The 24,668-nt window shown below is 40.7% G+C and carries 17 protein-coding genes and 2 pseudogenes; 7 read left to right on the top strand and 12 right to left on the bottom strand.

Annotated features, from left to right (window positions below; translation table 11 throughout):
• Nucleotides 1–25: 25 nt before the first annotated feature.
• Both V7K73_RS03075 and V7K73_RS03070 read right to left on the bottom strand, forming a co-directional pair.
• Nucleotides 26–1,453, bottom strand: a complete 1,428-nt coding sequence (locus V7K73_RS03075) for an LCP family protein (RefSeq protein ID WP_334877025.1) — start codon at nt 1,451–1,453, stop codon at nt 26–28.
• A gap of 286 nt (nt 1,454–1,739) precedes the next feature.
• Nucleotides 1,740–2,165: a hypothetical protein gene (locus V7K73_RS03070; RefSeq protein WP_442936729.1), complete on the bottom strand. Its 426-nt coding sequence runs from the start codon at nt 2,163–2,165 to the stop codon at nt 1,740–1,742.
• A 109-nt stretch (nt 2,166–2,274) separates the two neighbouring features.
• Between V7K73_RS03070 and V7K73_RS03065 the strand changes: the two genes are divergently transcribed.
• Together V7K73_RS03065 and V7K73_RS03060 are read left to right on the top strand one after the other, a co-directional pair.
• Entirely contained in the window at nt 2,275–3,447 is a 1,173-nt protein-coding gene (locus V7K73_RS03065) for an AI-2E family transporter (RefSeq protein ID WP_334877021.1), read from the top strand.
• Nucleotides 3,448–3,658: 211 nt separating this feature from the next.
• Nucleotides 3,659–3,799 carry a hypothetical protein gene (locus tag V7K73_RS03060; protein ID WP_334877019.1) on the top strand — a complete coding sequence of 47 codons (141 nt, stop codon included), beginning with the start codon at nt 3,659–3,661 and terminating at the stop codon, nt 3,797–3,799.
• Nucleotides 3,800–3,908: 109 nt separating this feature from the next.
• On the opposite strand, the gene V7K73_RS03055 is transcribed toward V7K73_RS03060, so the two are convergent.
• A complete protein-coding gene (locus V7K73_RS03055) occupies nt 3,909–5,240 on the bottom strand; it encodes a serpin family protein (protein WP_334877017.1) in 1,332 nt (443 codons plus the stop codon).
• Between the two features lie 732 nt (nt 5,241–5,972).
• Nucleotides 5,973–7,568, bottom strand: a complete 1,596-nt coding sequence (locus tag V7K73_RS03050; protein ID WP_334877015.1) for a S8 family serine peptidase — start codon at nt 7,566–7,568, stop codon at nt 5,973–5,975.
• Between the two features lie 314 nt (nt 7,569–7,882).
• On the opposite strand from V7K73_RS03050, the gene rpe reads away from it, so the two are divergent.
• Nucleotides 7,883–8,590, top strand: coding sequence for a ribulose-phosphate 3-epimerase (rpe, locus tag V7K73_RS03045; RefSeq protein WP_334877013.1), 708 nt, complete (start codon nt 7,883–7,885; stop codon nt 8,588–8,590).
• A 956-nt stretch (nt 8,591–9,546) separates the two neighbouring features.
• Here the strand turns inward: rpe and V7K73_RS03040 are convergent.
• The 3 genes and pseudogenes from V7K73_RS03040 to V7K73_RS03030 form a co-directional block, all read right to left on the bottom strand.
• Nucleotides 9,547–9,960: pseudogene (locus V7K73_RS03040) on the bottom strand (HetP family heterocyst commitment protein).
• A gap of 2,505 nt (nt 9,961–12,465) precedes the next feature.
• A complete protein-coding gene (locus V7K73_RS03035) occupies nt 12,466–14,862 on the bottom strand; it encodes a GH116 family glycosyl hydrolase (protein ID WP_334877009.1) in 2,397 nt (798 codons plus the stop codon).
• A 156-nt stretch (nt 14,863–15,018) separates the two neighbouring features.
• The gene (locus tag V7K73_RS03030; RefSeq protein ID WP_334877007.1) at nt 15,019–15,363 is read right to left on the bottom strand and encodes a hypothetical protein; all 345 of its coding nucleotides are present in this window, start codon (nt 15,361–15,363) and stop codon (nt 15,019–15,021) included.
• Between the two features lie 453 nt (nt 15,364–15,816).
• Here V7K73_RS03030 and V7K73_RS03025 point away from each other — a divergent pair, with 453 nt between their 5' ends.
• The 4 genes from V7K73_RS03025 to V7K73_RS03010 all read left to right on the top strand — a co-directional run bounded on the left by V7K73_RS03025 (nt 15,817) and on the right by V7K73_RS03010 (nt 20,311).
• Nucleotides 15,817–16,032, top strand: a complete 216-nt coding sequence (locus V7K73_RS03025) for a hypothetical protein (protein WP_334877005.1) — start codon at nt 15,817–15,819, stop codon at nt 16,030–16,032.
• Nucleotides 16,032–16,439, top strand: a complete 408-nt coding sequence (locus tag V7K73_RS03020) for a type II toxin-antitoxin system VapC family toxin (RefSeq protein WP_334877003.1) — start codon at nt 16,032–16,034, stop codon at nt 16,437–16,439. Before V7K73_RS03025 ends, V7K73_RS03020 begins: the two co-directional genes overlap by 1 nt.
• A gap of 11 nt (nt 16,440–16,450) precedes the next feature.
• Nucleotides 16,451–19,426, top strand: coding sequence for a UPF0182 family protein (locus V7K73_RS03015; protein ID WP_334877001.1), 2,976 nt, complete (start codon nt 16,451–16,453; stop codon nt 19,424–19,426).
• 702 nt (nt 19,427–20,128) lie between these two features.
• Nucleotides 20,129–20,311: a hypothetical protein gene (locus tag V7K73_RS03010; RefSeq protein ID WP_190893081.1), complete on the top strand. Its 183-nt coding sequence runs from the start codon at nt 20,129–20,131 to the stop codon at nt 20,309–20,311.
• A gap of 57 nt (nt 20,312–20,368) precedes the next feature.
• Here the strand turns inward: V7K73_RS03010 and V7K73_RS03005 are convergent, their stop codons facing one another.
• From V7K73_RS03005 to V7K73_RS29760, 5 genes and pseudogenes are all read right to left on the bottom strand, one after another.
• Entirely contained in the window at nt 20,369–20,842 is a 474-nt protein-coding gene (locus tag V7K73_RS03005; protein WP_334876998.1) for a hypothetical protein, read from the bottom strand.
• A gap of 109 nt (nt 20,843–20,951) precedes the next feature.
• The gene (locus tag V7K73_RS03000) at nt 20,952–21,254 is read right to left on the bottom strand and encodes a hypothetical protein (RefSeq protein ID WP_334876997.1); all 303 of its coding nucleotides are present in this window, start codon (nt 21,252–21,254) and stop codon (nt 20,952–20,954) included.
• Between the two features lie 517 nt (nt 21,255–21,771).
• Entirely contained in the window at nt 21,772–23,178 is a 1,407-nt protein-coding gene (locus tag V7K73_RS02995; RefSeq protein WP_334876996.1) for a glycoside hydrolase 100 family protein, read from the bottom strand.
• A gap of 67 nt (nt 23,179–23,245) precedes the next feature.
• Nucleotides 23,246–23,377 (bottom strand): SDR family oxidoreductase, encoded by a 132-nt coding sequence (locus V7K73_RS29765; protein ID WP_442936728.1) that lies wholly within the window; start codon nt 23,375–23,377, stop codon nt 23,246–23,248.
• Nucleotides 23,378–23,394: 17 nt separating this feature from the next.
• Nucleotides 23,395–23,517, bottom strand: a pseudogene (locus tag V7K73_RS29760) (sugar dehydrogenase); the annotation flags it as partial.
• Nucleotides 23,518–24,668: the final 1,151 nt, after the last annotated feature.

Below are 24,668 nucleotides of genomic sequence, written 5' to 3'. Positions count from 1 at the left end.
AGAGAGCATCATTACGAATTGTGAATTATTTGGTCAGCGACTTCTCCAAAATAGATTTTTGTTGTAACCAATCCTGACCTACTTGGATACTGACATCTGAGCCAAGGTTGCCAGTACTTTCGACACGCACTTCGCCAAAACCCAAAGTGTTACGAATTGATTCGGCACTGTCACTATCTCCTTGCTGGGCGACAATATGAGTCACCTCTAGAGGTTCACCCCATGCCTTGGCTACATAAATGTTGCGATATCCAGATTTTTCTAAAGCTCTAATTAACGGTCGGATATTAGAGCGATCGCCACCTGTACTATCTTGAATTGCTACACGCAAAGCGTGCGGGTCAGTAGCAGTTCCCTGCTGTTGCTGTTCTGAGTCCAAACCAAAGTGTTGAGCCATCAGTTTAGCAATACCATCTTTATTGGGCAACCAATAGCTAGCATCAAACTCATTCTTCTCGCTAAAGCGACCTGGCAGCATTAACATTTGCATATTAGAGCGATTTGTTCGCACCCCAAAACCCATTAGCGCCACTAACTCTTCAACCGTCAAGTTGGTATCAATGTGGTCTTTAACTACATCTAGAACTTTAGGTAATTGAGTTACAGTAGCTGGGTTGAGTGTTTGATCCATCAAGGCACGAATGACCATTTGCTGCCGTTGAATCCGACCAATATCTCCGAGTTCGTCATGGCGAAACCGCAGCAATTGCAGAGCCTGATCGCCATTGAGATGCTGCTTACCTGCCTTCAAATTGATGTATAAATGCTGAGAATCATCTTGATACTTCATATTTTTGGGGACATAAACTGTTACGCCACCCAAAGCATCGATTAGCTTGGCAACTCCCAAAACGTTAATTCGGATATAGCGATCAATTCCCGCGCCACCTAAGAGATTACTGACGGTTCTGGCAGTTAAAGCTGGCCCACCGTCAACATTGGCAGCATTAATTTTTTTCACCCCATACCCCTCTATTTCTGTGCGGGTATCTCTGGGAATGGAGAGCATAATTATTTTTTTCGTCTCTGGATCAAATTTGAGCAAGAGCATCACATCCGAGAGACCTTCAAAGGAGTTTAGCTGGGGCTGGTATTTGAGGTTTTTCGTTTCTGGGGGAGGGTTTTGGATATCCGGGGGAAGTACGCTCATCCCCAAAACTAAAAGATTTACTGGGCGGGTTAATTCGGAAAATCGTAGCACACCTCCAGAAATGCGATCGCCATCAAAGGCCGCCTCATCCTGTGGACTTAGCTGGGATTGTTGCAAAGGCGTACTGGTTAAGGACACCGCCAAAAGCGCCCCTGCGGTTGCTGATACCATTGCAATCCCACTCATCCCTACCCAAAACCATAGCCAACGCCCGGATTTCGAGTTATGGGAGGGAATTCTTTTACTGGACTTTGAGGCTTTTCCCGACTGGTTTTCTTCCGCCGAACTTCTTTGAATGGTCACAGACTTCCTCACACTTACTCAATAATCAAATTCGATAAATTTGCAAACTAAAAACATCTAAACAAATCAACCCATAATAACTAACTCTTAATTATCAGTGCTAATTTTTTTAATGTAGTGTCAACCACAACACTTATAGCAGCATTTTTCCTTCTTTTGGGCCAACCTAGAGATGTTTTACTGAAGTATGGCAATAATAAACTGGATTTGACTAGATATATAGATAAATCAACAGTAATTTTTTAGCAAATAGGTAAAACTACTGAAAATTTATCACCTGAAAAAATTAAGATAAGTACTTTCCAACTACTCGTTCGGCTAAGGTAGTAAACCCTGGCAAACGCCCAGATTTTCCCTGTATTAGACGCAAAATCAACCAGAAACTTACTAAAAAGTAACCCGACGTGAGAAAGCTATTCAGGATAAAAAGACGTAGCCAAAAAAAATCTGAAGTTGCTGCTCCGGTAGATAATAATAGATATCCCAACAGCCAAGTAAGCGCCAAAGTAATAGACATACGGCTAATTACAAGTTGTTCCCGGCTCCCTTTGCCCCGATAGAGAGTCCACAACGACGGAAAAAAGCCGATGATTGGAATCAAATGTAAAAGCAACTGTGTTTTGGGTACTGGGCATGGGGCATGGGTTATTCTTGTCCCCTCATCCCCCTCATTCCCGCACTCCCCATTCTCTTTCGGTTCAAAATTTTCCATTTGGGTTAGCCTAACTCCTAAACTAGAAGGATGAATAAGACTCATATAGTTAGAGATAATAATCTGTAAAGAAAGATTTTATTTAGTTCTATCCAGCAATCAGCTTAAAATGCAGACACGCAAGCTACTCGACTGGTGGCAAACATTTACACCAATAGCGCGAATCGGCGCGATCGCGTTATTCCTGCCGCTACTAGTTCTTAATGGTTGGGCCCTTTCGGTATTTTTTAATTATTTCCATTCTCTCATAGTCATTTTAGTCGGAGCCTCAGTGCTAGCATTTCTGCTCAACTACCCCGTGAGTTGGATGGAGCATCATGGTGCTAGGCGAGAGCAAGTCGCTATTTTAGTATTTCTCTTGGCTTTATCGATTTTATTAGCCTTGGGTGTGACACTTTTTCCGTTGGCCCTTACCCAAGCTCAACAACTGGTGGCTCGTTTACCAGAGTTGATTGACTCTGGACGCTCTCAGTTAATGATATTAAACGAAAAAGCTGAGACTTATGGTTTACCGATTAACCTTGATGCTCTGGTAGTGCAAATCAACGATCGCGTCAAGGGACAATTACAAGCGATCGCTGGACAAGTTTTAAATCTGGCGGTAGTTACAGTTACTAGTCTGCTAGATATTCTTTTGACGATGGTTTTGACTTTCTACCTTTTACAGCATGGAGGTGAACTCTGGGAAAGTTTAGTAGAATGGTTACCCTCTAAATTTCGCGATCCTTTTTCTAAAACAGTCCGCCTGAGCTTCCAAAATTTCTTTATCACCCAGCTAATTTTATCTACCTGTATGGCATCAGCCCTGATTCCTACCTTTTTGTGGCTGAAAGTGCCATTTGGTCTACTATTTGGCCTAACTATTGGTTTGATGGCTCTCGTCCCCTTTGGCGGTTCTGTAGGTATCGCCCTGACTACACTATTGGTAGCGCTGCAAGATTTTTCAATGGGTGTGAGAGTCTTGATAGCGGCAGTAATTGTACAGCAAATTCTCGAAAACTTAATTGCCCCCCGAATTTTAGGCAGCTTTACTGGTTTAAATCCAGTTTGGATTTTAATTTCAGTCTTGACAGGGGCAAGGATTGGCGGACTGTTGGGTGTAATTGTGGCAGTACCTACAGCTGTTGTGATTAAGACTGCTTTAAGCGCCCTCCGTCCTGGGAGCCTAAACAGCGAGACACACGACAACACCACTGGGGAAATACAGCAGATTGCAGCAAACCAGTCCCCGAAACCTGACCCTAAAAGCACTCTGAGTATTTCTGAAGCGACATTACCCTAGAATTCAATTCAAAATCACCGTTTGCGTAGCGGCGGCCATAGGAGTAGGACTTACGTATTGACAGAAAACACCAAATCTATTGTAGGGGTTTAGCATTGCTAAACCCTACAACTCGGATCTATTTCCCATCAAAGTAATAATGAATCAAAGCCTGAAACGACCTATTTTGGTAAAAAATCATGGTTAATTTGTAAAGTGCCTAAGAGGATGAATGAACAAGTTTTGGGCGAATATAATTCGCTACTACACTAGCATTGTCCGCCTCCGCAGACTAAAACAAAATCAAGGTTTGAAACCCACCTCCGTGGGTTTTGTCTGTGTAGCCGCGATTTCTAATCGCCTGGGCGAGTAATAAATTAGACTTGTTGATTCAACCTCTAAGTCCTAAAGAGAAGTTCAAAGCAGAGGAAGCCGCCGCTGCGATTTTTCTCAAAATTCAAAATGAAAAAATTTTAAATTTTTTACTGTGGGTCAATGATAGAACCCATAAACAAAACCCTTCCTGTCTGATTATCCCTAATGGCGCAGAAGAAGGGACGATCAACTATCATTTGGAATGGTTCTGGTTCTTCTCTCAAAGCTGTTGCGACTATTCCCACTGAAGTAACCGCAGCCGCTTCGGTTCCTTCTTCGTTTACTTCAACAAAAGTTTTATGCTTAACTTCGCTGATGCTAAGATTTTTACCCATGCCAGAAAAATTGGCTTTGCTGCTAAAAGCCTCTTCCATGCCTAAAGTTTTTAAAGCATCATTGAGAGTAACATCATACTCACTTTTAAAGCGAGGTAAACGAATAAACCCTTTTTGTTTGCTGAACTGAGTCATCCATTTATCCCAGTTATCAAGATTCAAGTTTTGATAAAAAGCTTTCAGGTTAGAGTTCTGTTTTGGCAGGAAAATATAAAAGCTGAATTTACCATCTTTGCCGTAAGGTAAACTAACTGCCTGAAACTGTTTGCTTTCATAATATCTATAGTCACCATTTTGTGACATCATCAGCTGTTGTTTTGGATTGCCAGGTGTAGTATAAAAAGGGTATTGAGCAGTTTGACTTTTATCAAATTCTTTGCTCCATTTTCCTTTGAAATATATGGCATTAATTAAAAACAACACCTGACTTGGTTCAATTTTTCCAATTATCTGATCGATTTTGCCATTAGTATTATCTTTTACCCAGTTATTGATAATACTAGGCGCTGCCGGATCTTGAAAATTTAAATTGCTGACCTTTGCTTGATAGAAATCCTGCGTTCTCTGGATAAAGTCTGGCTTAAAGGTAAAATTTTGATTTGCCCAAAGTGAGTTAGCAATCTTCAGTTGCACTTTTGGATCAGAATTGTCTAAAAGCTGCTTTAATGCCGCCTTGTAAGAGGAGTTAATTTCTGGTAGAGTCAGCCCTTGTAATTCGAGAGTTTTTGCGATCGCTAGTTGAGTCGTGCCGCTAGCGCCGTTGTAGGTCATAGCTAAAGCGATCGCCACACTCGAAGGTGAGATAAAAACATTGTTCTGACCATTATCCTTTTTCAGAACTTCTGAAAACAGTTTGAAGCCAAACTTATTGCTAGAGTCAACAATTTTGGTATCAGTCTTGAGTGTTTTTTTTTGCAATGGAGTTTCTGGCTGAGGTAAACCAGATTGGGCAAGAGCGCTTTTATTACTATCGATTTGAGAATAGCCTAATACACTGCATAGAACAACACTTGCGGCTGCCATAGCATAGCGTCTGCCCAGACTAACACCGTAACGTCTTTGCATGAAATTTTCTCTCATACTATTATATTTCTGCGGATTCATCTTACCACCTCACTTGCCAAAGATTCCCGAACTGTGATTATGGTTGACGCAGACACTGTGTCAATGATTAACTATTGCATTTGCTCCAATAGAAAAAGGTGACTGTTACAGTTTCTGTAACAGCAAGTTAGTAGCTCAGAGGAATTAAACACAAATTAAGCCACTTCTATCTTGAAACCTATAGTTCTTCCATGATGAAAAGGATTTGCCCTTATCCCCCAACCCCGAATCCCAGATTTGGGATTCGCAAAGCCAGAATTTCAAACTCCCTCTCCCAAATTTGGGAGAGGGATTTAGGGAGAGGGTGAAAACTACGGTTCTCAAATTAGATAAGGTTTATTAGAGTTGCTAATTCCTAATTGGGGCGGACATACAGACGAATTCTAAAAATTTTTTTTAAGAATTTTACTATTTATGTATAAAAGTATTGTAAACTACCTAATCACAAAATAACCAGCGCTCTTGGTTTTTAAAGATAAAATCACGCTTTTTAGTTGACGAAATACCAAGCTTTTGTAGGGACACACGGCTGTGCTACCCCTGACGGGGAGTGTGGTGATAAATCCGGGGTAAGTTGACACAGATAACAGTTGTGCTAAGTAGGTAGGCAATATAAAACCAAACTATGTAACGAAAAGTAAAATCTCTGTATTTTGCTCGTAGTTGCGCTTTAGCGCTAAAGCACAACTACGAGCCAGTGATGATTATTTGCGCCCACTTACTTACCTTATTTTAATTGATAGGTACAGTCCACCAAGCTAAACTATAGGGTTGAGTCATTTCATTTAACTTTTGACTAAACTGGACGCGGATTTTGTAATTGCCAGCCGCCGCAACGGGGCAGAAAATATGTTGTACACTATCGATTTGGCTGATTGAGGAGCAAACGACACCAGGATCGGAATTTTGAGCATTAGCTTTTACTAAGTATAGGTCGAGATTATTCAAACCGCGATCGCGGAAGCTTTCGCCTACATCATATTGCTGGTTTTTATTTTTATCGTTGAGTTCTACCAATCGATCCCAACTCAGAGTAATAGCAACAAAACTCCCCTCCTTTAAGGGTTTTGCTAATATATAATCAACAGACGCTCCAGCATTGACTGTGCGATAATCCCAACCAATAGCAGGTACAGCCGTTGATGGCTGCCATTGACCACTACTAAATTGTTGATAAGCGCGAAATACATTTAAATGACCCGCTCCCATTTGGGCATCCAAGGGAATTTTTGGATCTTTATAAGCATCAGAATCTAGCCAGCTTTGATTTTGTTTATCAATTAATGTCCGGCTCATTCCCAACAGCAAGCCATCACCCCTATCTTGGATTTTGTCTGCTGAATTGAGCAATACAGCTTTCATTACTTGATGATGGCGAGCATCAATGCTCCAGTGTGGTTGTTTTGTCCGTATCTGTCGGTCAGCAAATTCTTGCAACAGAGCAACACTAGCAGTAACTTGAGGCGCTGCAAAACTGGTACCTGTAACCTTGTTCACGGTGCCATCTGGATTGAGCAAAGGAATGTTATTTCCAGGAGCAACTAAACCGATAGCACGACGCTCACCAAGATTAAATTCCTTTCCAGCTAGCCTTCCGCTCACTCCTTGGTTAGCACCCGCCAGATTAGCCACATCTACTTTATTAAAAACTCCCCCTCGGCGGGATGAAAAAGCCACATTTATTCCGTTAAAATTATCTGTAGGAATAGGAATACCCCCCTTACCTTGATTACCTGCGATCGCATACAAAACATCATCAACGCGACTAGACCAGTCAACACATAAAGTTAGTAAAGCATTGCCATCTAAAGTAGCGTCTGGTCTAGGATCGCGGCTCAAAGGTTCACCAAAGCTAAAGTTAATAGCCCGGACATCCCCACCATTTTGTCGGGCTATGTGCTGGGCAGATAAGCACTCTTCTGACTGACCCATATTTTTAGTAGAACCCACCGCAGACGAATACAGTCGCGCTCCGGGAGCAACTCCGGGCAAAGCTTTGTCTTGACTCACCATCATCCCAGCGACATTGTAAGCGTGGGGGTCAACACCACTATTTGATTTAGCTGGCCCATTGCGTAAGAACACCCCAGCTAAAGATATAGCGCGATTTTTAGACACCGCCTTATCCCACCCAAACATTCCCGGTCTGCCAATTTCCACTTGACCAATAGCAATCTTGCGACCGATTAAATTATAAGGAGCTTTGTGTAGCCTCAGAGCATCAATGCCATTAGTTCCTAAAGGAGATTCTAAAACCGAAGCAATTACCGGCACACTCAGACAAGAAGCACTTAATCCCCAAATTATCCAGGTTACTTTTTTAGTCATTTGTTATTTGTCAAGAGTTATTTGTCAAGAGTTAGGAGTTATTTGTCAAGAGTTAGGAGTTATTTGTCAAGAGTTAGGAGTTAGGAGTTAGGAGTTTGGAGTTTGGAGTTTGGAGTTTGGAGTTTGGAGTTTGGAGTTTGGAGTTTGAAGTTGGGAGTTATTATTCTCCCCAATCTCCCTCATCTCCCTCATCTCCCCCATCTCCCCCACTCCCCACTTCCCCATTCCCAAAAAAGCCGGGATCAAAATTATGAGTCTTGCTCAATGTTTTGTTACAATGCTTACAGACGAGGACGCTTAAAAACCCACTAGCCATGACCCAAAAACTATCTCAAAAACCCATTGTCATTTCTCCATCTATCCTATCAGCCGATTTTAGTCGTCTGGGTGATGAAATTCGCGCGGTAGACGCGGCTGGAGCCGATTGGATTCATGTTGATGTCATGGACGGTCGTTTTGTACCTAATATTACAATAGGCCCTCTGATTGTGGAGGCGATTCGTCCGATTACGACCAAGCCACTGGATGTCCACTTGATGATTGTGGAACCAGAAAAATATGTAGAGGGATTTGCTAAGGCAGGTGCTGATATTATTTCTGTACACTGCGAACATAATGCTTCCCCACACCTGCACCGCACCTTGGGACAAATTAAAGAGCTTGGTAAGAAAGCTGGAGTTGTACTTAATCCTGGTAGCCCTCTAGAGCTAATTGAATACGTTCTAGATTTGTGCGATTTAGTACTAATTATGAGCGTCAACCCTGGTTTTGGTGGTCAAAGCTTTATCCCTGGTGTATTACCTAAAATCCGCAAGCTGCGTCAAATGTGTGATGAACGCGGTCTTGACCCTTGGATTGAAGTCGATGGAGGACTCAAGGCAAATAATACCTGGCAAGTTTTGGAAGCAGGAGCTAATGCAATTGTCGCCGGTTCAGCTGTATTTAATGCTAAGGATTATGCTGAGGCTATTACATCAATTCGTAACAGCAAGAGTGCTACTCCAGAATTAGCTAAGGTTTAATTCATTTTTGGATTAATTATTCTCTACAAAAAGTAGGGTGGGCAAATTGTCCACCCTATTTTTATTTACATATAAAAAAACTGGAAGCTATTCAAATTTGGAACTTCCAGTTGTTGCTATATAAATTGAAATTTTAGAAAGCAGAGATAATCCAGCTTGGGAGGACTAGGATTACAATAGTCGAAAGAGAAGCGTATGACCTATTAGTTCTACCAGCCACGACAACGATTTTACCGTAACTTTTCTGTTTCTGTTCTTGTTATTGGTGTTAAGCGTTTGCAATATTTAACTAATGCAACACCAACCACAGGATAGAAAGTTTTATTAGCATTGCTCCCATCGTCTGTAGTCGATGAAAGCTGTGTAAAATTTGGATTGGGGGAATCCACCTCCCCAAATTCTCTTTGCTGAAACTTCCTCAGAAAAAGAACCACCAGTAGCAACGGTTGTATCGTTGGTCTTGGTATAGGAGTTATTTACTCCATCAAATGCTGACTATTTTTGTAATCAGTTTGATTGATTTCATAGTCAGAACTAATCATTGATTTTATTTATTAAAATTAACCTGTTTGCCGCCAATCACCTCTATTTTTGTTTAAGTTGTAGTTGTTATTAGTTTATCAATAGCGTCAGTATATATTTGCCATTTTGGCAGATTTTTGCAAAAAAATATCAAATTAACTAGTTCCCTGGGTTTAAGTCCCCCGGTTCTAAAACCGGTAAGTAATGCGATTGGGGTTAAATCGCACGTTGTAATGCGAGTCGGAAACCGTCCCCACAACAGCACTCTTCATTACAAAACAAAATTGACGAATTACGAATTACGAATTACGAATTACGAATTATTTTAATCACTGCTATAGAAAACCTACCATGCTAAAAATTTTCAATTAGCATAGTAGGCTCTCAAACACTCAATCAACTCTAGGGCAGAATCTCTGGATTCCAAATTGTTTTTAATTCACTCCACAGCGTTTCAAGGAAATATCTTGGCTACCTTCTGCTTTTAATGGCGCTTTTCTTGATTGATGTTCGTTAATTGGCTGTCCCAATCTCTGGTCTAAACTACCACCACGGATTTCTGTTTTTTACTTTCCAACCACTTCAAGATAAGCAGGTCTTGAATCTTTCAGCATTTTTAGATTTTCACTTTGCTGTTGTTTGGTTCTGTTGGCTTGATTTTCTTTGAGCAATCGATTGTAGGTACGGTACGGAATGTAATGGAGAGGATTATAACCAGCAAAACGTAGCATTAAAACACATGCCCAGGAGTACTTTCCAGCAATAATTGCTTCAACTACTTTGTCAAATTGTTGAGCCTTGACTGTTGTATCTAAGTTACTACTAATACCAGCAATGTCTTGATTCATCATAGTGTTTAGTTATCTTGGATGAAGTAAACTAGTTCAATTTCTGCGATTGTTGATGTTTCAATTGAGGGTTACAAATCGCTTTCAGGTAATTATCAGCAATTTGGTGGTATTGGATGTTGACGAGGGATAAAAATGTATCAATCAACAGACGCTTACATAATTTTCCCAAACTCTGATTGTCTCTCGTAGCTTTAAATGGTAAAGATACAGGCTGAAACTTCTCTGCTGTTTAAGCTTTACCTTGGCGCTATTGAGCATTTTAGTAATTTTGGCTGATAACTCCCTAGTAAACTAGTTGTGGCAAGAGCTAGCTTGTAGTAGGGATACAAATTATATAGATTCATTTTTGAACTGTCCCCTTGGCTTGAGGTTTCGACTGCATTTGACCTGATGATTTTTTTCATGAACTAACGTTTGATTAAAAACAATCAAGTTTTTAATCAAGTTTGTTGGTTGCTCGGTTCTAACTATCCAGATTCCCTCCGATGAATTGAGGAAACTGTGCTTATAACTTGTTAGTAAGTCAAAGGTAAAAATTTATCTTTTGTCTTCTCATTTTACTGGTAAGACAAAAGTCTCGGCGTAGCACTTGGTAGATGCAGTTTTGTCCTCTGAAACTTTCTCAACTCCTAATTCAATAAACTTTCTCTGTTAAAACGCCTGTATTTCTTACTACTGCTTAATTAAGCATTTTCCGGCAAGTTTCCATATTTTTTTGAGTAGGAGTAAAAATTTATTTATCTTTGAGCTTTAACAACGCCATTCGTATTTATACTATTTTTTGTCGTTAATGTCATCTACTAAATTAGTAGATTTTTAAGCTAAATTTACTGAATGTATTTCGATACGTACTTGCGGATTGTGCAACTTTGAATTTTGTCCTCCTTTGCTAATTCATGAGGGGTCTGACCCCCCATACAATCTCAATTTAAAGCCTTTATTATTGTCGAGTCACTAGAAAATACTACCATTAACTATGAAGTAAAACAACTTAGAAAAATAGTAAAATTTAAATAATAAAAAACGTTCGCTGCTATGGCAGCCAACATAGTTTCTTAATAAGTTAAATTAGAGAATTATATTTATTATCCTTATATTTCTTGATTAACAAGAAATAATACTTTAGCTTATCTAAATAAAATCACTGTAAACCGATCGTGAATTATTTCATGATTATCAGCTAGTAAGGGAACTCCAAGAGATAAATTATCCAAAAATAATTGAATATTTTTTTATTTTTCAGTTCCTAATGATAGATAGCCTAGTTAAAAAAATACTTCTTAGCGATAATAAAAATAGCTATAGCAGTCCTAAGTAGGTAGGCAAGATAAAACCAAACTATGTAACGATAAGTAAAATCTCTGTATTTGGCTCGTAATTGAGCTGTTTTGCGCTAAAGCGCAACTACGAGCCAGTGATGATTATTTGCGCCTACTTACTTAAATCATTCGTGAAAATTATATCTCTCTTTCTTCTTTCTTTAGCGGTTCGTTTCCTAATCTATATTTTTCACAACTTAAATAGGATTACTATACTTTTAATTATCAGCACTTAAATAAAATCCCTGTAGTAAGATACTTTTATTAAAAAATATGTAGCAGATTAAGTAGGTAGAATATTAGGAAGTTTAGTGAGAGAGATAAAGTTAACTAACATATAATGTTGTTAAGTTTATTCAGCAGGAATTTTTATAAAAATCATAAATTGTTTTTGCACAAAAGTAGTCTTGTAGGGTGTGTTAACGGAGCGTAACGCACCATTATAATATTTTGGTGCGTTGCGCGATCGCTAACACACCCTACGTGGATTTTAACAATAAAATCGCAGTCTTATATGTGTCTTAATCTTTAAAAGTTTTATAAAGTTGAGATTACGGATGCTGTGGCAGTTGGGCTAAATGCTAGTAAAAACTACCAATTTTATGAGTTGGCAATCAGTACCTTGCTCAACAAGGATACTTTGGTTTAAAACAAAGATATAAATCGGCATAGAGTAGTCTTGAATTCTCAATGCTTCAACTCTTACCATTACTGAAATTTTCCTTCGCTTCCGGAAACACTCGGAAAATACAATCACAAATCTAAACTCTGCTTTCTCAGATAAAGATTAATCCGCTTGGGTTAAGGTTAATACTGTTTGTCAAAGTCAATTTTTTTAACGAACCTTTCTAGGCGCAGAGGACACAGAGAGAATGCTTAACCTAAGCGTATTGCTATAAGTAGGTAAGCTTAATTAAATACAAGGGACTGACAAATAAAAAAATACCCCACAAGATTGGGTAATTTATTTGTTGGAAGTCCCTAAGATAAAACCTCACCCTCAATCCCTCTCCGATATTTTGGAGAGGGAGGCGAGAGGGAGGCGAGAGGGAGGTTTTATATTTAATTTGACCGACTTACTTAAAAGCTTGTTCTAGATTGGCTTTCACGTTGAGTTGACACGCATGATAGCTGTGCGCCTCTACGTTTGTTGCATCAAAATGAGAACCGCTTTGATGGTAAATTAATTAATAACTAAATAAATTCCCCAAATTGCCATTGCTCGTAAGTATGTGCTAGCGCGGAAAGTACCAGCTGCGGTGATAGCTTCAGGGGTACGAAATTGCAGACCGTTGTCATAAATTTGCTGGACTACAGCTTGCGTCAACTTAAACGCTTCATCTTTCATTCCCATTTGCACAAGAAAAGCCGCTAACCCAAAGTTTATCCCTGTCCAAACTTCTAGGGGATGAGTAGCTTTGGGGTTTTCTGGTGAACCGTCAGGACGAACACCATTAGCAGCACCAAACTCACCATTGCAGAATTTCAAAAAGCAGGCATCATAAACAGTTTTTAGGGCAGAGAGAGCGCGATCGCTTGGTACAATATCTGGTAAGTCGAGCAGACGAGCATAAAACTGTCCGCACAATTGATCTGCCATTACCACATCAGAACCACTTTCACTGTCAAGTTTGTAATATTGCCCATTCCAAAGTTTTTCTTGGTAGATAGGAAGAGATTGTTGTAACCAAGTTTCATAAGTGGATTTTTGCGCCGCCAATGCTGTGTTACCTGTCTGGTAAGTTAATAAAATATCGCTAATTGCGATCGCAGCCTCCAGGGCCGCTAACCATAACCCCCCACAATAGGCGCTGACACCCTGTAACCGCCAATCATCAAAGGTTTGGTCAGGCGCACCAGAATTTTCGGGAATCCCATCGCCATCAAGGTCAAAAGTTTTCAGGTAGTCGAGGGTTTGAACGATCGCATTCCAACAATCTGCTAAGAATTCTACATCGTCAGCACCTGTGAGCAGAAAATCACGGTATACTTGCAAGACAAAATCACTACTCAAATCTTTCCACAAATTGCAGTCTTGATAGCTGGTGTAGTTGGTTTTCTGCCAAACGTGTTCATTTGGTGCGCCTAAATCGTGGGGTGTTGCACCTGCAACTTTGCGAACTGCGATCGGGCTTTCTGCTTTAATTGTCATGTAATAGCCAATTATCCGGGGTGTATCATCACCTTGAGGAATCGCCCTGGCAAATGCCCTCATTACCGATTTTTCTAATTCTGGAAACAGCATCAGTAGGGCAAAAGAGCCGTATAACCGCACATCTAGACTTTCATACCAACGGTAATCTAAGCACTCTAGCACCGCAAACTGACCGATGGGGTCAAGTTCTGATGCTGCACTCCAGAGAGTACCGCCGCTAGTGAGGTCGTAAAGCTCATTAAATAGAGCCATTTTAAACCAGTTGGGTAAATCTTCCCGGTCGAGAATCGGTTTTTGCCAACTTTGAATTTGCGATCGCCAGCTTTGGTATTCTTGTAGTGCAGTCGATGCGATCGCCCAAGCGTTGTTTCCACTTTTACTAAAAAAGTCTGTATATCTGCGGTAATAATTAACCCCGGCGGCAAATTCTGTAATCGGCAAATCCCAAGCGAGGACAAAGGGGATTTCGAGAGTTTCGCCTGGTTGGAGAGTGAAACGGAGTGCCATCGCAGCCCCTAATTGTGTATTCTCTGTTGCTGTGGTATCTAGATAATTAGGTAAAGAACCATCTTTAGCAAAGCTTTGCCACACCTCATCACCCGTACCTTCAGGATTCCATCGCGTGTGGTGAAATACTTCCACCTGGGGATGTTTTAGCGTCGCAATACACCAAGTTCCGTCACCTTCTTGCACATCACTACCAACCCGACCTAAAACACAGCCAAACTGTTGTGTATTTTCAACTATTTGGTTGTAGTTTCCTTGACTTTCGCCCCAGCGTGGTTGGTATTCGTAAACCGGACTACCATCATCGCGCACCCGCACTTCGGGAGATTTTAGAGCGTTTCTAAACCAGCCCACCATATTTTGCCAAGTCAGCATAATGCCCAGAGTAATCGCTGCATCTGTTGGGTTGTGGGCATTCCAGAGGAATATTGCCACAGGGTAGCTAGTTTCTTGGTAATTACCTGCCCAAACTGGGGAAAACTGCTCACAAGTCAACTGTGCTTGAAATACATTTTCATACACAAACCAGCTACGTGGGTATAGCGCGTGATAATTTCCCGTCCCTTGTGTACCGGGAGTTGTTGGATACCATTGCCAAGCTTTGAGAGTGCCATCATCGGGCGCTTGCGTAGATAAAGCGTAGGCTTGGGAAGATGTGCTATTGGATTCAAACACACTGAATTGACAAGCGGGAACATTTTTGAAGGTATGTTCACCGCCATCGATGTGCCACAGGTTAAAGTCTCCCCGTGAAGAACGACCGATGCAACCTGCACCAAAGCCACCCAAAGGCATACCATGCCAAGGGCCATCATCGATATTACTTGCGTAGCGGACGGTATAAGGTTTGTCCCAGCCTAAGCCGATGGGACGGCTCCAAGTGCAAGAGGGAATTTTCAAAGAGAGTTGATTTGTCATCGCCTAATGTTACATTGTGCGGTTACGTCAATGAAGACTAGCGCGATGTGTGATTTTTCTCAAGTCGTTTGTTTGTAATTAGCAGCCCAGGAAGTATAAAATATATATAACAACATAAAATTAGGGATTAAAATATTGATTTTTTTATATAAATATTTAGCTTTGAGGTAGTAATTCTGTTTGATAAACTTTAAGTTTTTCTGATAATTTTAAAATATCACATTTTGCTATAGATTGAACAAGATTTATTTCTCTGTCTTTTAAGTAATGATAACATTGTGGCGGTCGAAAATCTGACCATTCTTCTCTTAACTGTTTAAGTTTAATTGGTGAATCAAAACTGAATGGTTTTCTAAAGAAAATAGCAAAACCAGTTGGGGAATTTTCGTAGTATTTTTGAAAGCATTTGGAATTGGCATCTCCTAAACGCATTATAGTTTCCAGATACTTGGAATCTGGGCTAATTTCTTGAATACTAAATAAAGACTCCCCTTTTACCATATAAGTAACCTTTCTAAATTTCAGGATACGCTTAATTTTTCTATAGTAATCCTATTTTATTTTTGAAAAATCAAGTTGATAGAAAGTTTGCCAGATAAGGTTTTGCTTATCAGTATACTTACCAAATTTAAGTGGTATTACTATATTATATTTTTTACTATTTTCCATAAAATACGGAGGTAATTATAGCTTAATCTAGTGTTTTTACTTAAAAAACCCAAATGTTTGTAATAATTATTTTTTTAATTCTACAAATTGCGAGGGTATAACTTCCTTAATTATGCTAAGTGAAGCGCGATCGCTTACCCTGAGAACTCGGTACTTTAAACTCAGAACAGCAATATCTAAGATCCCAAGGTAAATTATGGTAAATAAAAAGCGATCGCTTACCCTGAGAACTCGGATGTTCTAAACTGGAACTACATTTAAAAATTAGATAGGAGGTAAACAACAATGCTACGAACCATTGAAGGAATTTATAAAAACGGCAAAATTGAACTAGCCCAAACACCACAAGGTATTACTGAAAGCAGAGTCTTTGTTACTTTCTTAGAAACAAAACCCATGACTTGGCCAGAAACGATTATGCAACATCAAGGTGTAGTAGAAAGTATTATTTTTGAGTCCTACCGAGACGAACTGCTACCACCTAACGAAATCCAGTTGTAATGATGGGGTATTTACTCGATACCTGCGTAATTAGTGATTTTGTCAAGGGAGAAAAAAATACTCTCAATCTATTAAAGTCTGCTACTCCCATAGATATTTTTATTTCCTCCTTAACAGTAATGGAGATAAAGTATGGATTAGCAATCAATCCCCAACGTGCCTTTAAAATTAAATCATTGATTGAAGCATTATTAGGTTCGATTACAATTTTACCTTTTGGTGTGGAAGAAGCAGAACTTGCTGCCAAAATTAGAAGTATTTTGAAAACAGCAGGTACTCCTATCGGTTCTTATGATGTATTGATTGCAGCAACAGCACTAACTCACAATCATATTGTTGTAACATCTAATGTTCGAGAATTTCAAAGAGTACCTAGCTTACAAATAGAGAATTGGCGTTCTTCTTAAATTACTTATTAATGTATTGGAAATGGGGCTTTAGACTATTAGTTGTATTCTTGGGACTGTGGCTAATCCTGGATCTGGGTTCCCGCCTGGGAGCAGAGATTTTTTGGTTTCAGGAAGTCGGCTATCTCCAAGTATTTTTGTTGAGGCTAGTGACTCGTGGTGTTTTGTGGATAGTGGTGGCTGGGGTAACTGCTGCCTATCTACTGTTAAATCTGGGTTTAGCACAACGGCTAAAATATTCCCAGTCTGTGAAGATTGAGTCAGCAGAACTCACTAGTGAATTAACAAATTTTCTCAGTCCTCATTATCCAAGACGCAACGAAACCCAGATACTTGCACCGCAACGCTTAAAAAAAATGAGATTGCGCGGGTTATTACCCCTAACTCTAGTACTGAGTTTGTTGATCGGGTTAATGCTGGCTCACTATGGTCAAATTGCTGTTTCTTACTGGCATTCTCCAGTTAACCAAGGTATTCTACCAATTCCCGCCTTATTCCGACCGGAGACAATCTGGCAATTTTTGAGGCAGATTTTCTCTCAAGTTTGGTATCTCGGTTTAATTGTGGGAGTAGCGATCGCAATCTTAATCTATCCCCAATTTTTACTAACTGCGATCGCAATTCTCTTCAGTCCCATTTTTGCGTTGATCGTATTCCAACACTGGCCAAAGGTGCTGCAATATTTCCACCCCACCCTTTTCAACAGCACTGATCCTTTATTTGGTAAAGATATCAGCTTTTACGTATTTTCTTTACCCGTTTGGGAACTACTAGAACTCTGGCTGATGGGATTATGTTTGTATGGCTTTGTCGCCGTTACTCTCACTTATCTCCTCTCAGGTGACAGTTTGAGTCAGGGAATTTTCCCTGGTTTTTCGCCCCAGCAACAGCGTCATTTATTCGGTATGGGTGGCTTGTTGATGCTGGTAGTAGCTCTGAGTTATTGGCAAAGTCGCTATGAACTGGTGTATTCTAGCCGGGGAGTAAGTTATGGTGCCAGCTATACCGATGTGACAGCCCAGTTGCCAGCTTACACCCTCTTGTGCATCCTAGCAGTAGCGATCGCCTTTTACCTACTTTGGCGAACGTTTTTTTGGAAACCCAAATCTCAGTATCGTCACTTGGTGTTTTATGGGTTAGGGATTTATCTAATATTAGTTGTCGCTGCTGAGGTTGTTCTACCTACAGTAGTGCAATATTTAATTGTTCAACCTAATGAGTTGCAACGAGAGCAACCCTACATTCAGCGTACTATTGCCTTGACTCGCCAAGCATTTGATTTAGATGCGATCGATACCAGAACCTTTAACCCGCAAGGAACACTAACTGAAGCCGATATTCAAAAAAATGACTTGACAATTCGCAATATTCGCCTGTGGGATGAGCGCCCACTGTTAGAAACTAACCGTCAATTGCAACAAATTCGACCGTATTATCGGTTCCCCAATGCTGATATTGATCGATATACTCTAGTAACAGATGTAAGTTCACCCCAACCCGCTACCCCGGAAAAACCACCAGTTGAGTCAACAGAACGGCGACAGGTACTGATTGCCGCACGAGAATTAGACTATAGTGCTGTACCACAGGAAGCTCAAACATGGGTTAACCGCCATTTAATTTATACCCACGGTTTCGGGTTTACTGTTAGCCCAGTTAATATAGTTGGGCCTGGTGGGCTACCAGAATATTTTGTCAAAGATATTAGCGGTAATAGTAGCGCCCTCACAACTTCCAAAGAAGTCATCCGTGACAGTATTCCCATTGGGCAACCCCGGATTTATTACGGAGAAATAACCAATACCTACGTAATGACTGACACAAGAGTTAGAGAGCTAGACTACCCCAGTGGTAGCGATAATGTTTACAATTCTTACGATGGTCTGGGCGGCGTTAAAATCGCTTCAGCATGGCGACGCGGGCTGTTTGCCATGTATTTGAAAGATTGGCAGATGATGCTGACGCGGGACTTTTTACCAGAGACAAAGGTGTTACTGCGGCGAAATGTCAAGCAAAGAATTCAAGCGATCGCACCTTTCCTAAAATTTGACAGCGACCCTTATTTAGTGGCTGCTACTGCTTATCAAGATTTCCCCAGTAATCCCAGTTATCTTTACTGGATTGTTGATGCTTATACCACAAGCGATCGCTATCCCTACTCAGACACTGGTAGGGATGGGATCAATTACATTCGCAATTCTATCAAGGTCGTAATTGATGCCTATCACGGTACTGTTAACTTTTATATAGCCGATCCCAGCGATCCGATAATTGCCACTTGGTCAGCGATATTTCCCAACATGTTCAAACCGCTCAGTACAATGCCAGTTAATCTCCGCAGTCATACGCGGTATCCGGTGGACTTTTTCAAAATTCAATCTGAGCGGTTGATGACCTACCACATGACCGATCCCCAGGTATTTTACAATCGGGAAGACCAGTGGCAAATCCCCAACGAAATCTATGGCAGTGAACCCCGTCCAGTAGAGCCGTACTATTTGATTACTAGTCTACCCACCGTACCTTTTGAAGAATTTATCCTGCTTTTGCCCTATACTCCCAAACAACGGACTAATTTAATCGCTTGGTTAGCGGCGCGATCGGATGGCGAAAACTACGGTAAGTTATTGTTATATACTTTTCCCAAAGAAAGGCTGATCTACGGCCCAGAGCAAATCGAAGCGCGGATCAACCAAGACCCAGTAATTTCTCAGCAAATTTCCCTGTGGAATCGCCAGGGTTCGAGAGCCATTCAGGGCAATTTATTAGTCATTCCCATTGAGCAATCGCTGCTGTATGTCGAGCCAATCTATCTAGAAGCCACACAGAATAGCTTGCCAACTTTGGTGCGGGTAGTCGTGGCTTACGAAAACCGGATTATTATGGCACAAACATTAGAACAAGCCTTGCAGGGAATTTTTAAACCAGAAGTTACACCAGCCCCACCGATTATCCGTCCCTTTGAAGAACTAGCCCCACGAGGTTAAAACAATTCGCTTTTTCGCCCATTCGCAATTCGCGGCAGCATCACAATGAGTGCTTAAATCTTTTCCCTCACCCCCAGCCCCTCTCCCATGTTTGGGAGAGGGGAGACATAATTTCTAGTTCCCCTTCTCCCAAACTTGTGAGAGGGGAGACATAATTTCTAGTTCCCCTTCTCCCAAACTTGTGAGAGGTGAGACATAATTTCTAGTTCCCCTTCTCCCAAACTTGTGAGAGGTGAGACATAATTCTAGTTCCCCTTCTCCCAAACTTGGGAGAGGTGAGACATAATTCTAGTTCCCCTTCTCCCAAACATGGGAGAGGTGAGACATAATTCTAGTTCCCCTTCTCCCAAACTTGGGAGAAGGGGTTAGGGGATGAGGGCTATCAGGGTTTTTGCACTAAATCAAACGCGAAATGCTGATTTTTTCGTTGGTTCTTAACGTTCGTTATGATCAAGAGTAATTTAGATGCGTTTGCCCTGCAAAATCAAGGGTTCCAAACCCACGGAGGTGGGTAAAGTCTCGTATAGCCGCGACTTCTAGTCGCCAGGGCTAGTATGAATTAAGACTTTACAAACATCCTCTAAGCGATTTTAAGATTAAATAATTACATCGCAGCTGAGAGTGAGCGATTGCCATTAACAAAATTTATTGCAACAGACATAGTTTAATAGTTCAACATAATGTAATAGACACTAAAAGTTAATGAACATGGTGCAAAGTAACCAACTAGAGATCCGCCACATTAGTCCTAAAGTGAGGCAGTTGATTCAAATGTACGCCGATGTTAATAACTGTACGCAACCTGAGATGTTAGAGCGCATTGTTTTGGAGTGGAACGCCCAACAAAGCGAGAGCGAACGGCCGCCAGGAGACGAAGATGAATAGTTTTTTGCTACCATCCTTAGTCCGCTTTGAGCCAAAGGCTTTCGTTAATTTGGCTCTTTAGTTGTAGAAAAATTTTCTCGAAATGGGGTCTTGTTTGAGGGATTGAATAAAATCTCTCAAACTCATCATATTGCCTGTTAAAGTGAATTTAGGAGTGCCATTTTGAGCAACGATTCTCACTTCACCATCTTGGATCTGAATTTTATTTTTAATACTATCCCAGAGAGTATCGAAGCTTTGATCATCCTTGCAACCATTGGCTTCAAGGAATCTTTGGTGTACTTCTGTTTTTAGTGCTAGTGCTTCTGCTGCTTGAGTTCGCGCCTCAAAGTGCTTAATTACATCTTCGTAAGCACTCTCTTTTAGAGTTTTGTTTTCAGCCTGAACTTGCTCTAGCTGAATTTTTATGGCTTGCAGTTGGGATGCTAAAGCGGTTGATTTCTGATATTCAAGTTTTAAGGCTTGCTTTGCATTCGCTAACAAGGCTTTATAATCTAGCTGATCTTGATCTTGATTTTTTTCGGATTGCATTTTTATCTCTCGATCAACAGATTTTCTGTGAAAAACTCTCGTCAGTTATATAACCAAAACTGGCGAGAGCTTAGTAAATATTCTCTGTGTTATCTATCTAATGTATTAGTTATTTCACCAATAATGGTGATTCAGAGCTAGGATTTTCTTGAATACTAATCAGACTAGAACTAATGTGAGAGCGGATAGCCCGTTCATAAACACTAGTCTGCTGAGTGCGTACCCCTATAGCTTGATATATTAAGTTAACTTCTGGAAATTCAGACCAATACATCAAAAAAACGTCTTTAGCTGGAGTAATAATTTCATAATTATTCTCTTGTCTTTTCTTTCTAAGCTTACAATTATTTAGTTGCAATTTTTGTCTGAATAGTTTTTCAAATTCTGGAATTAAATCTGAAGTAGTTTTCATGTTTTATCCACGTTAAAACGTGTTAATTATGCAAAGACTATCTGCTGATATTACTAATGTATGACACTTCAGATACCTCTTACAATATAGTGTATCAGTTATCCGCTATTTGAGCAGGCGATTTCAGCGCCGGGTAACTTGTTGGCGCAGCCTAAGAAGAGAAGAGGCTTGCCATCAGATATCGCTTGTGATGATTGTGTCAGTCTAACTAGTAGTCTGTCCCAAAAGTTTTCAGAGGTTCGTGGTGTTCAGAACCCCGACTTCTTCAACAAGTCGGGGTTCTCGCTAGCCCCGCAAAATTAATCAGACAGACTACTACTTAGCAGAGACACCCTGTATAATTACACCACTAAATCATCTTCGGGGTAAGTAAGTCGGCGAGAAAAAACCAAACTATGTAACGAAAAGTAAAATGTCTGTATTTGGCTCGTAGTTGCGCTGTCTTCGCTAAAGCGCAACTACAAACGAGTGATAATTATTTGCGCTGACTTACTTAGAAGCCCTGGGGATTCAGTACCTACAGGCTACAGCCTGGCACTTCAAGACCCTCTGCAAAGCTGATTAATTCCAAGTACTCTGGATTTTCTAGCAACTTTTTGGCTGCTAGCAATCCAGCAATGCTCCAAGTTTGATAAATTCTGGCTTCTTTACCAATCAAACGGCCATTGTTGCCATCGTAGTATTCTGGGAATTTATCCTTAAATAAACGCCTTTCGGCAATGGCTACAGCTGCTTGGGCAAGTTCTGTTCGACCTGCTTTGAGTGCAGCGGCGGTAAATAACCACAGTAAAACAGGCCAGTTACCGCCGTTGTGATAAGACCAAGCCCTGTTTTTAGAATCACATCCTGTAACAATTCTCCACTCTAAACCATCCATTGCTGGAAAGCAGATTTTAACAGGCATATAGCCGATCAAGTCTTGCCAACGTTGGGCAAATAAATTCATAATGCTTTGAGATTCTTTTTCGCTTGCTAAGGAAGCTAAGATTGCCATCAAATTTCCCAGAGCAAAAAAGCGAAAATCTATCCGTCCGGGCCCCAGATTTCCCGCTAAATACCCTCCAGTTTCGGGTAACCATTCGGTCAACCAAGTGGGGATTGATTCTGAGTTGATGTTGAATTTATTAACAATTTCTTTACCAAATTCGTTATCCTTGTAACGATAGATTTCCCCCAATCGCTTTAGGTCTAGCCAGTAATAGTTGCGGATATGATATTTCAAAGATCCCAATCGCCTGTTGACTTTGCCGAGGTAAGTATCGCCGCCATCCTCATCTGGTATAAGCAATTCACTAGCAGCCCTGAGGGACGCATAGAATAAAACCTGAATTTCTAGAGGATGTTCGTAGACTCCCATGCGACGGTCAATCATAAACGCGCCATCGGGAACTAACATTGTTGGGTACATGGAAAAGCGATGTACCAAGCAAAGATCCAAAATTAATTTGATTCCTGCTTGAAAATCTGGCTGACGCGCTAGGGTTAAATCGCCTGTAGCTTTTTCATAAGCGCGTAGCAGGAGAATCCACCACATACAAGAATCAATTGGAGGAACACGAGCGATCGCCAATTCACCAAAATCAGCGACCAAAAATTCCTCATTTCCATTAGAATGTACTTTGAAACTTGCAGGCATTAATCCCGCTCCCGGTTCAAAGCAGTCTATCTGCTTTTCATGACTTTGTAATTTCAGTGTTTCTACTAAGAAGTTACGCACAATCTCTGCTTTGCCGTGCATGAGAAACACCAAGGCAGAAGGGACAAAATCGCGGAGGAAGCACTGGTCATAATTGAGTGCATCTGACTGCGGATCGTGGGCGGCCACAGTACCAATGGGTTTTCCCTGGTAATAAATTACCGACTCTTCCAACAATTCCCAGGCTTCTGCTTCCAGCAGACTGTTTTTATCGATCGCGCTAGTCATGGGCGTTTAATTCCACTAATGGTATGTATCGGCTCAATTGTGGAAAGTACGCAAGCCTTACCTCTTTTCAAGCTGACCAGCTTTTTTTGAAGTCAGCATAGAGAGTCAATCCACCATCTACGAATAGGGCTTGTCCGGTCAGGTAGGCGGCTTCATCCGAAGCTAAAAAAGCTACTGTGCCAGCATTGTTAACTAGAATATCTAAATACTGCCACTTTCAGGGGATGAGCGGTAATTGATAGCGATGTTGCACCCTTCTTGAGCGAGTCTGATAGCCATCGGATCAATACCTAAAGTTGCACCTGTAATTAAAGCATTCTTTCCTTTTAACCCTATCATATTTCTTGCCTAAGCTGCCCTTGCTTGAATTTGCACTCAGTTAAACTATTTGGGATTTTAGATTATTCTGCAATTTATTTAAAATTGTTACTGTCAACCCCCAATGGAGGTAATATTTTAGAAAATCTGACTCAATAAATAAAACGTCTTCCGTGAGTGGGATTTCTAGTAATCTAGAGAATGATTGACTAATAGTAGGTAATTATGCTTTGTTTTATCAAATAGCTAGAGACAGCGATCGCCTAAAACTTCAGATTAAGTAAGAGTGTACAGATGTGCGCCCTTACTTAATAATAAATTTTTTTTACCCTTACTCTTTTAATACCTGCTACTGGGAAAAAGTAAAATATCTATCAATTTGTCTATCACCAAACCTAATATTGCTACGACCGTTAAATAATTCGTAATAGAGCCTCCGGCACGCTCCGCGGTTTTCATGCCCAAAGGGCTGTACGTAATTCGTAATTCGTAATAGAGCCTCCGGCACGCTCCTCGGTTTTCATGGACTTTTGGGCTGTACGTAAATTTTGTTTTGTAATGAAGAGTGCTGTTGTGGGGACGGTTTCCGACTCGCATTACAACGTGGGATTTAACCCCAATCGCATTACTTGCTTATTTTTAGAACCGGGGGACTTAAACCCACGGAACTAGTTAAAAGCCAAAATGAATCTAGTACATCTAGCGCCCAAATAAACATACTAAGTAGGTAAGCGTAATTAAATATAAGATAAAACCTCACCCTCAATCCCTCTCCAAAGTATCGGAGAGGGAAGCCGGAGGCAGGGTGAGGTTTTATTTAATTTGACCCACTTACTTCAGGACTTACGCAAAAACTCTCTCAAACTCTTATTACTTCGTGTCCTTTGCGACGGCAGTCGCTACAAACTCCTCCACCCCCGCAACGCGCTGCCTCTCCTTTGCGGTTCGTTTTTTCATAATTTTGCGTAAGTCCTATACTTATTTCAAATGGCGTAAGAAGCTCGAAATACAATTATTCGTGAATGTGTGAATGCGTGACTTCCACCTTGCGGTACTAGCGATATATAAGTAGATTGATTTTGATTCTCAGCTATTTGCCATGAAATTTCATCAAGGGTAGTTACAATTCACAGTGTACAACTTTGATAACTGTCCACAATAGAGTTGCATGT

Origin of the sequence: Nostoc sp. (genome assembly GCF_036916975.1) — a bacterium.
Lineage (GTDB): Bacteria > Cyanobacteriota > Cyanobacteriia > Cyanobacteriales > Nostocaceae > Nostoc.
Note: the sequence above shows the minus strand (reverse complement) of the source record. Positions and strands in the feature narration are given on the sequence as shown.

Excerpts from the sequence above, each read along its gene's own strand:
- V7K73_RS03070 (WP_442936729.1), bottom strand. The coding sequence starts at position 2,165 with ATGGAAAATTTTGAACCGAAAGAGAATGGGGAGTGCGGGAATGAGGGG.
- V7K73_RS03065 (WP_334877021.1), top strand. The coding sequence starts at position 2,275 with ATGCAGACACGCAAGCTACTCGACTGGTGGCAAACATTTACACCAATA.
- V7K73_RS03060 (WP_334877019.1), top strand. The coding sequence starts at position 3,659 with ATGAACAAGTTTTGGGCGAATATAATTCGCTACTACACTAGCATTGTC.
- V7K73_RS03055 (WP_334877017.1), bottom strand. The coding sequence starts at position 5,240 with ATGAATCCGCAGAAATATAATAGTATGAGAGAAAATTTCATGCAAAGA.
- V7K73_RS03050 (WP_334877015.1), bottom strand. The coding sequence starts at position 7,568 with ATGACTAAAAAAGTAACCTGGATAATTTGGGGATTAAGTGCTTCTTGT.
- rpe (WP_334877013.1), top strand. The coding sequence starts at position 7,883 with ATGACCCAAAAACTATCTCAAAAACCCATTGTCATTTCTCCATCTATC.
- V7K73_RS03035 (WP_334877009.1), bottom strand. The coding sequence starts at position 14,862 with ATGACAAATCAACTCTCTTTGAAAATTCCCTCTTGCACTTGGAGCCGT.
- V7K73_RS03030 (WP_334877007.1), bottom strand. The coding sequence starts at position 15,363 with ATGGTAAAAGGGGAGTCTTTATTTAGTATTCAAGAAATTAGCCCAGAT.
- V7K73_RS03025 (WP_334877005.1), top strand. The coding sequence starts at position 15,817 with ATGCTACGAACCATTGAAGGAATTTATAAAAACGGCAAAATTGAACTA.
- V7K73_RS03020 (WP_334877003.1), top strand. The coding sequence starts at position 16,032 with ATGATGGGGTATTTACTCGATACCTGCGTAATTAGTGATTTTGTCAAG.
- V7K73_RS03015 (WP_334877001.1), top strand. The coding sequence starts at position 16,451 with ATGTATTGGAAATGGGGCTTTAGACTATTAGTTGTATTCTTGGGACTG.
- V7K73_RS03010 (WP_190893081.1), top strand. The coding sequence starts at position 20,129 with ATGAACATGGTGCAAAGTAACCAACTAGAGATCCGCCACATTAGTCCT.
- V7K73_RS03005 (WP_334876998.1), bottom strand. The coding sequence starts at position 20,842 with ATGCAATCCGAAAAAAATCAAGATCAAGATCAGCTAGATTATAAAGCC.
- V7K73_RS03000 (WP_334876997.1), bottom strand. The coding sequence starts at position 21,254 with ATGAAAACTACTTCAGATTTAATTCCAGAATTTGAAAAACTATTCAGA.
- V7K73_RS02995 (WP_334876996.1), bottom strand. The coding sequence starts at position 23,178 with ATGACTAGCGCGATCGATAAAAACAGTCTGCTGGAAGCAGAAGCCTGG.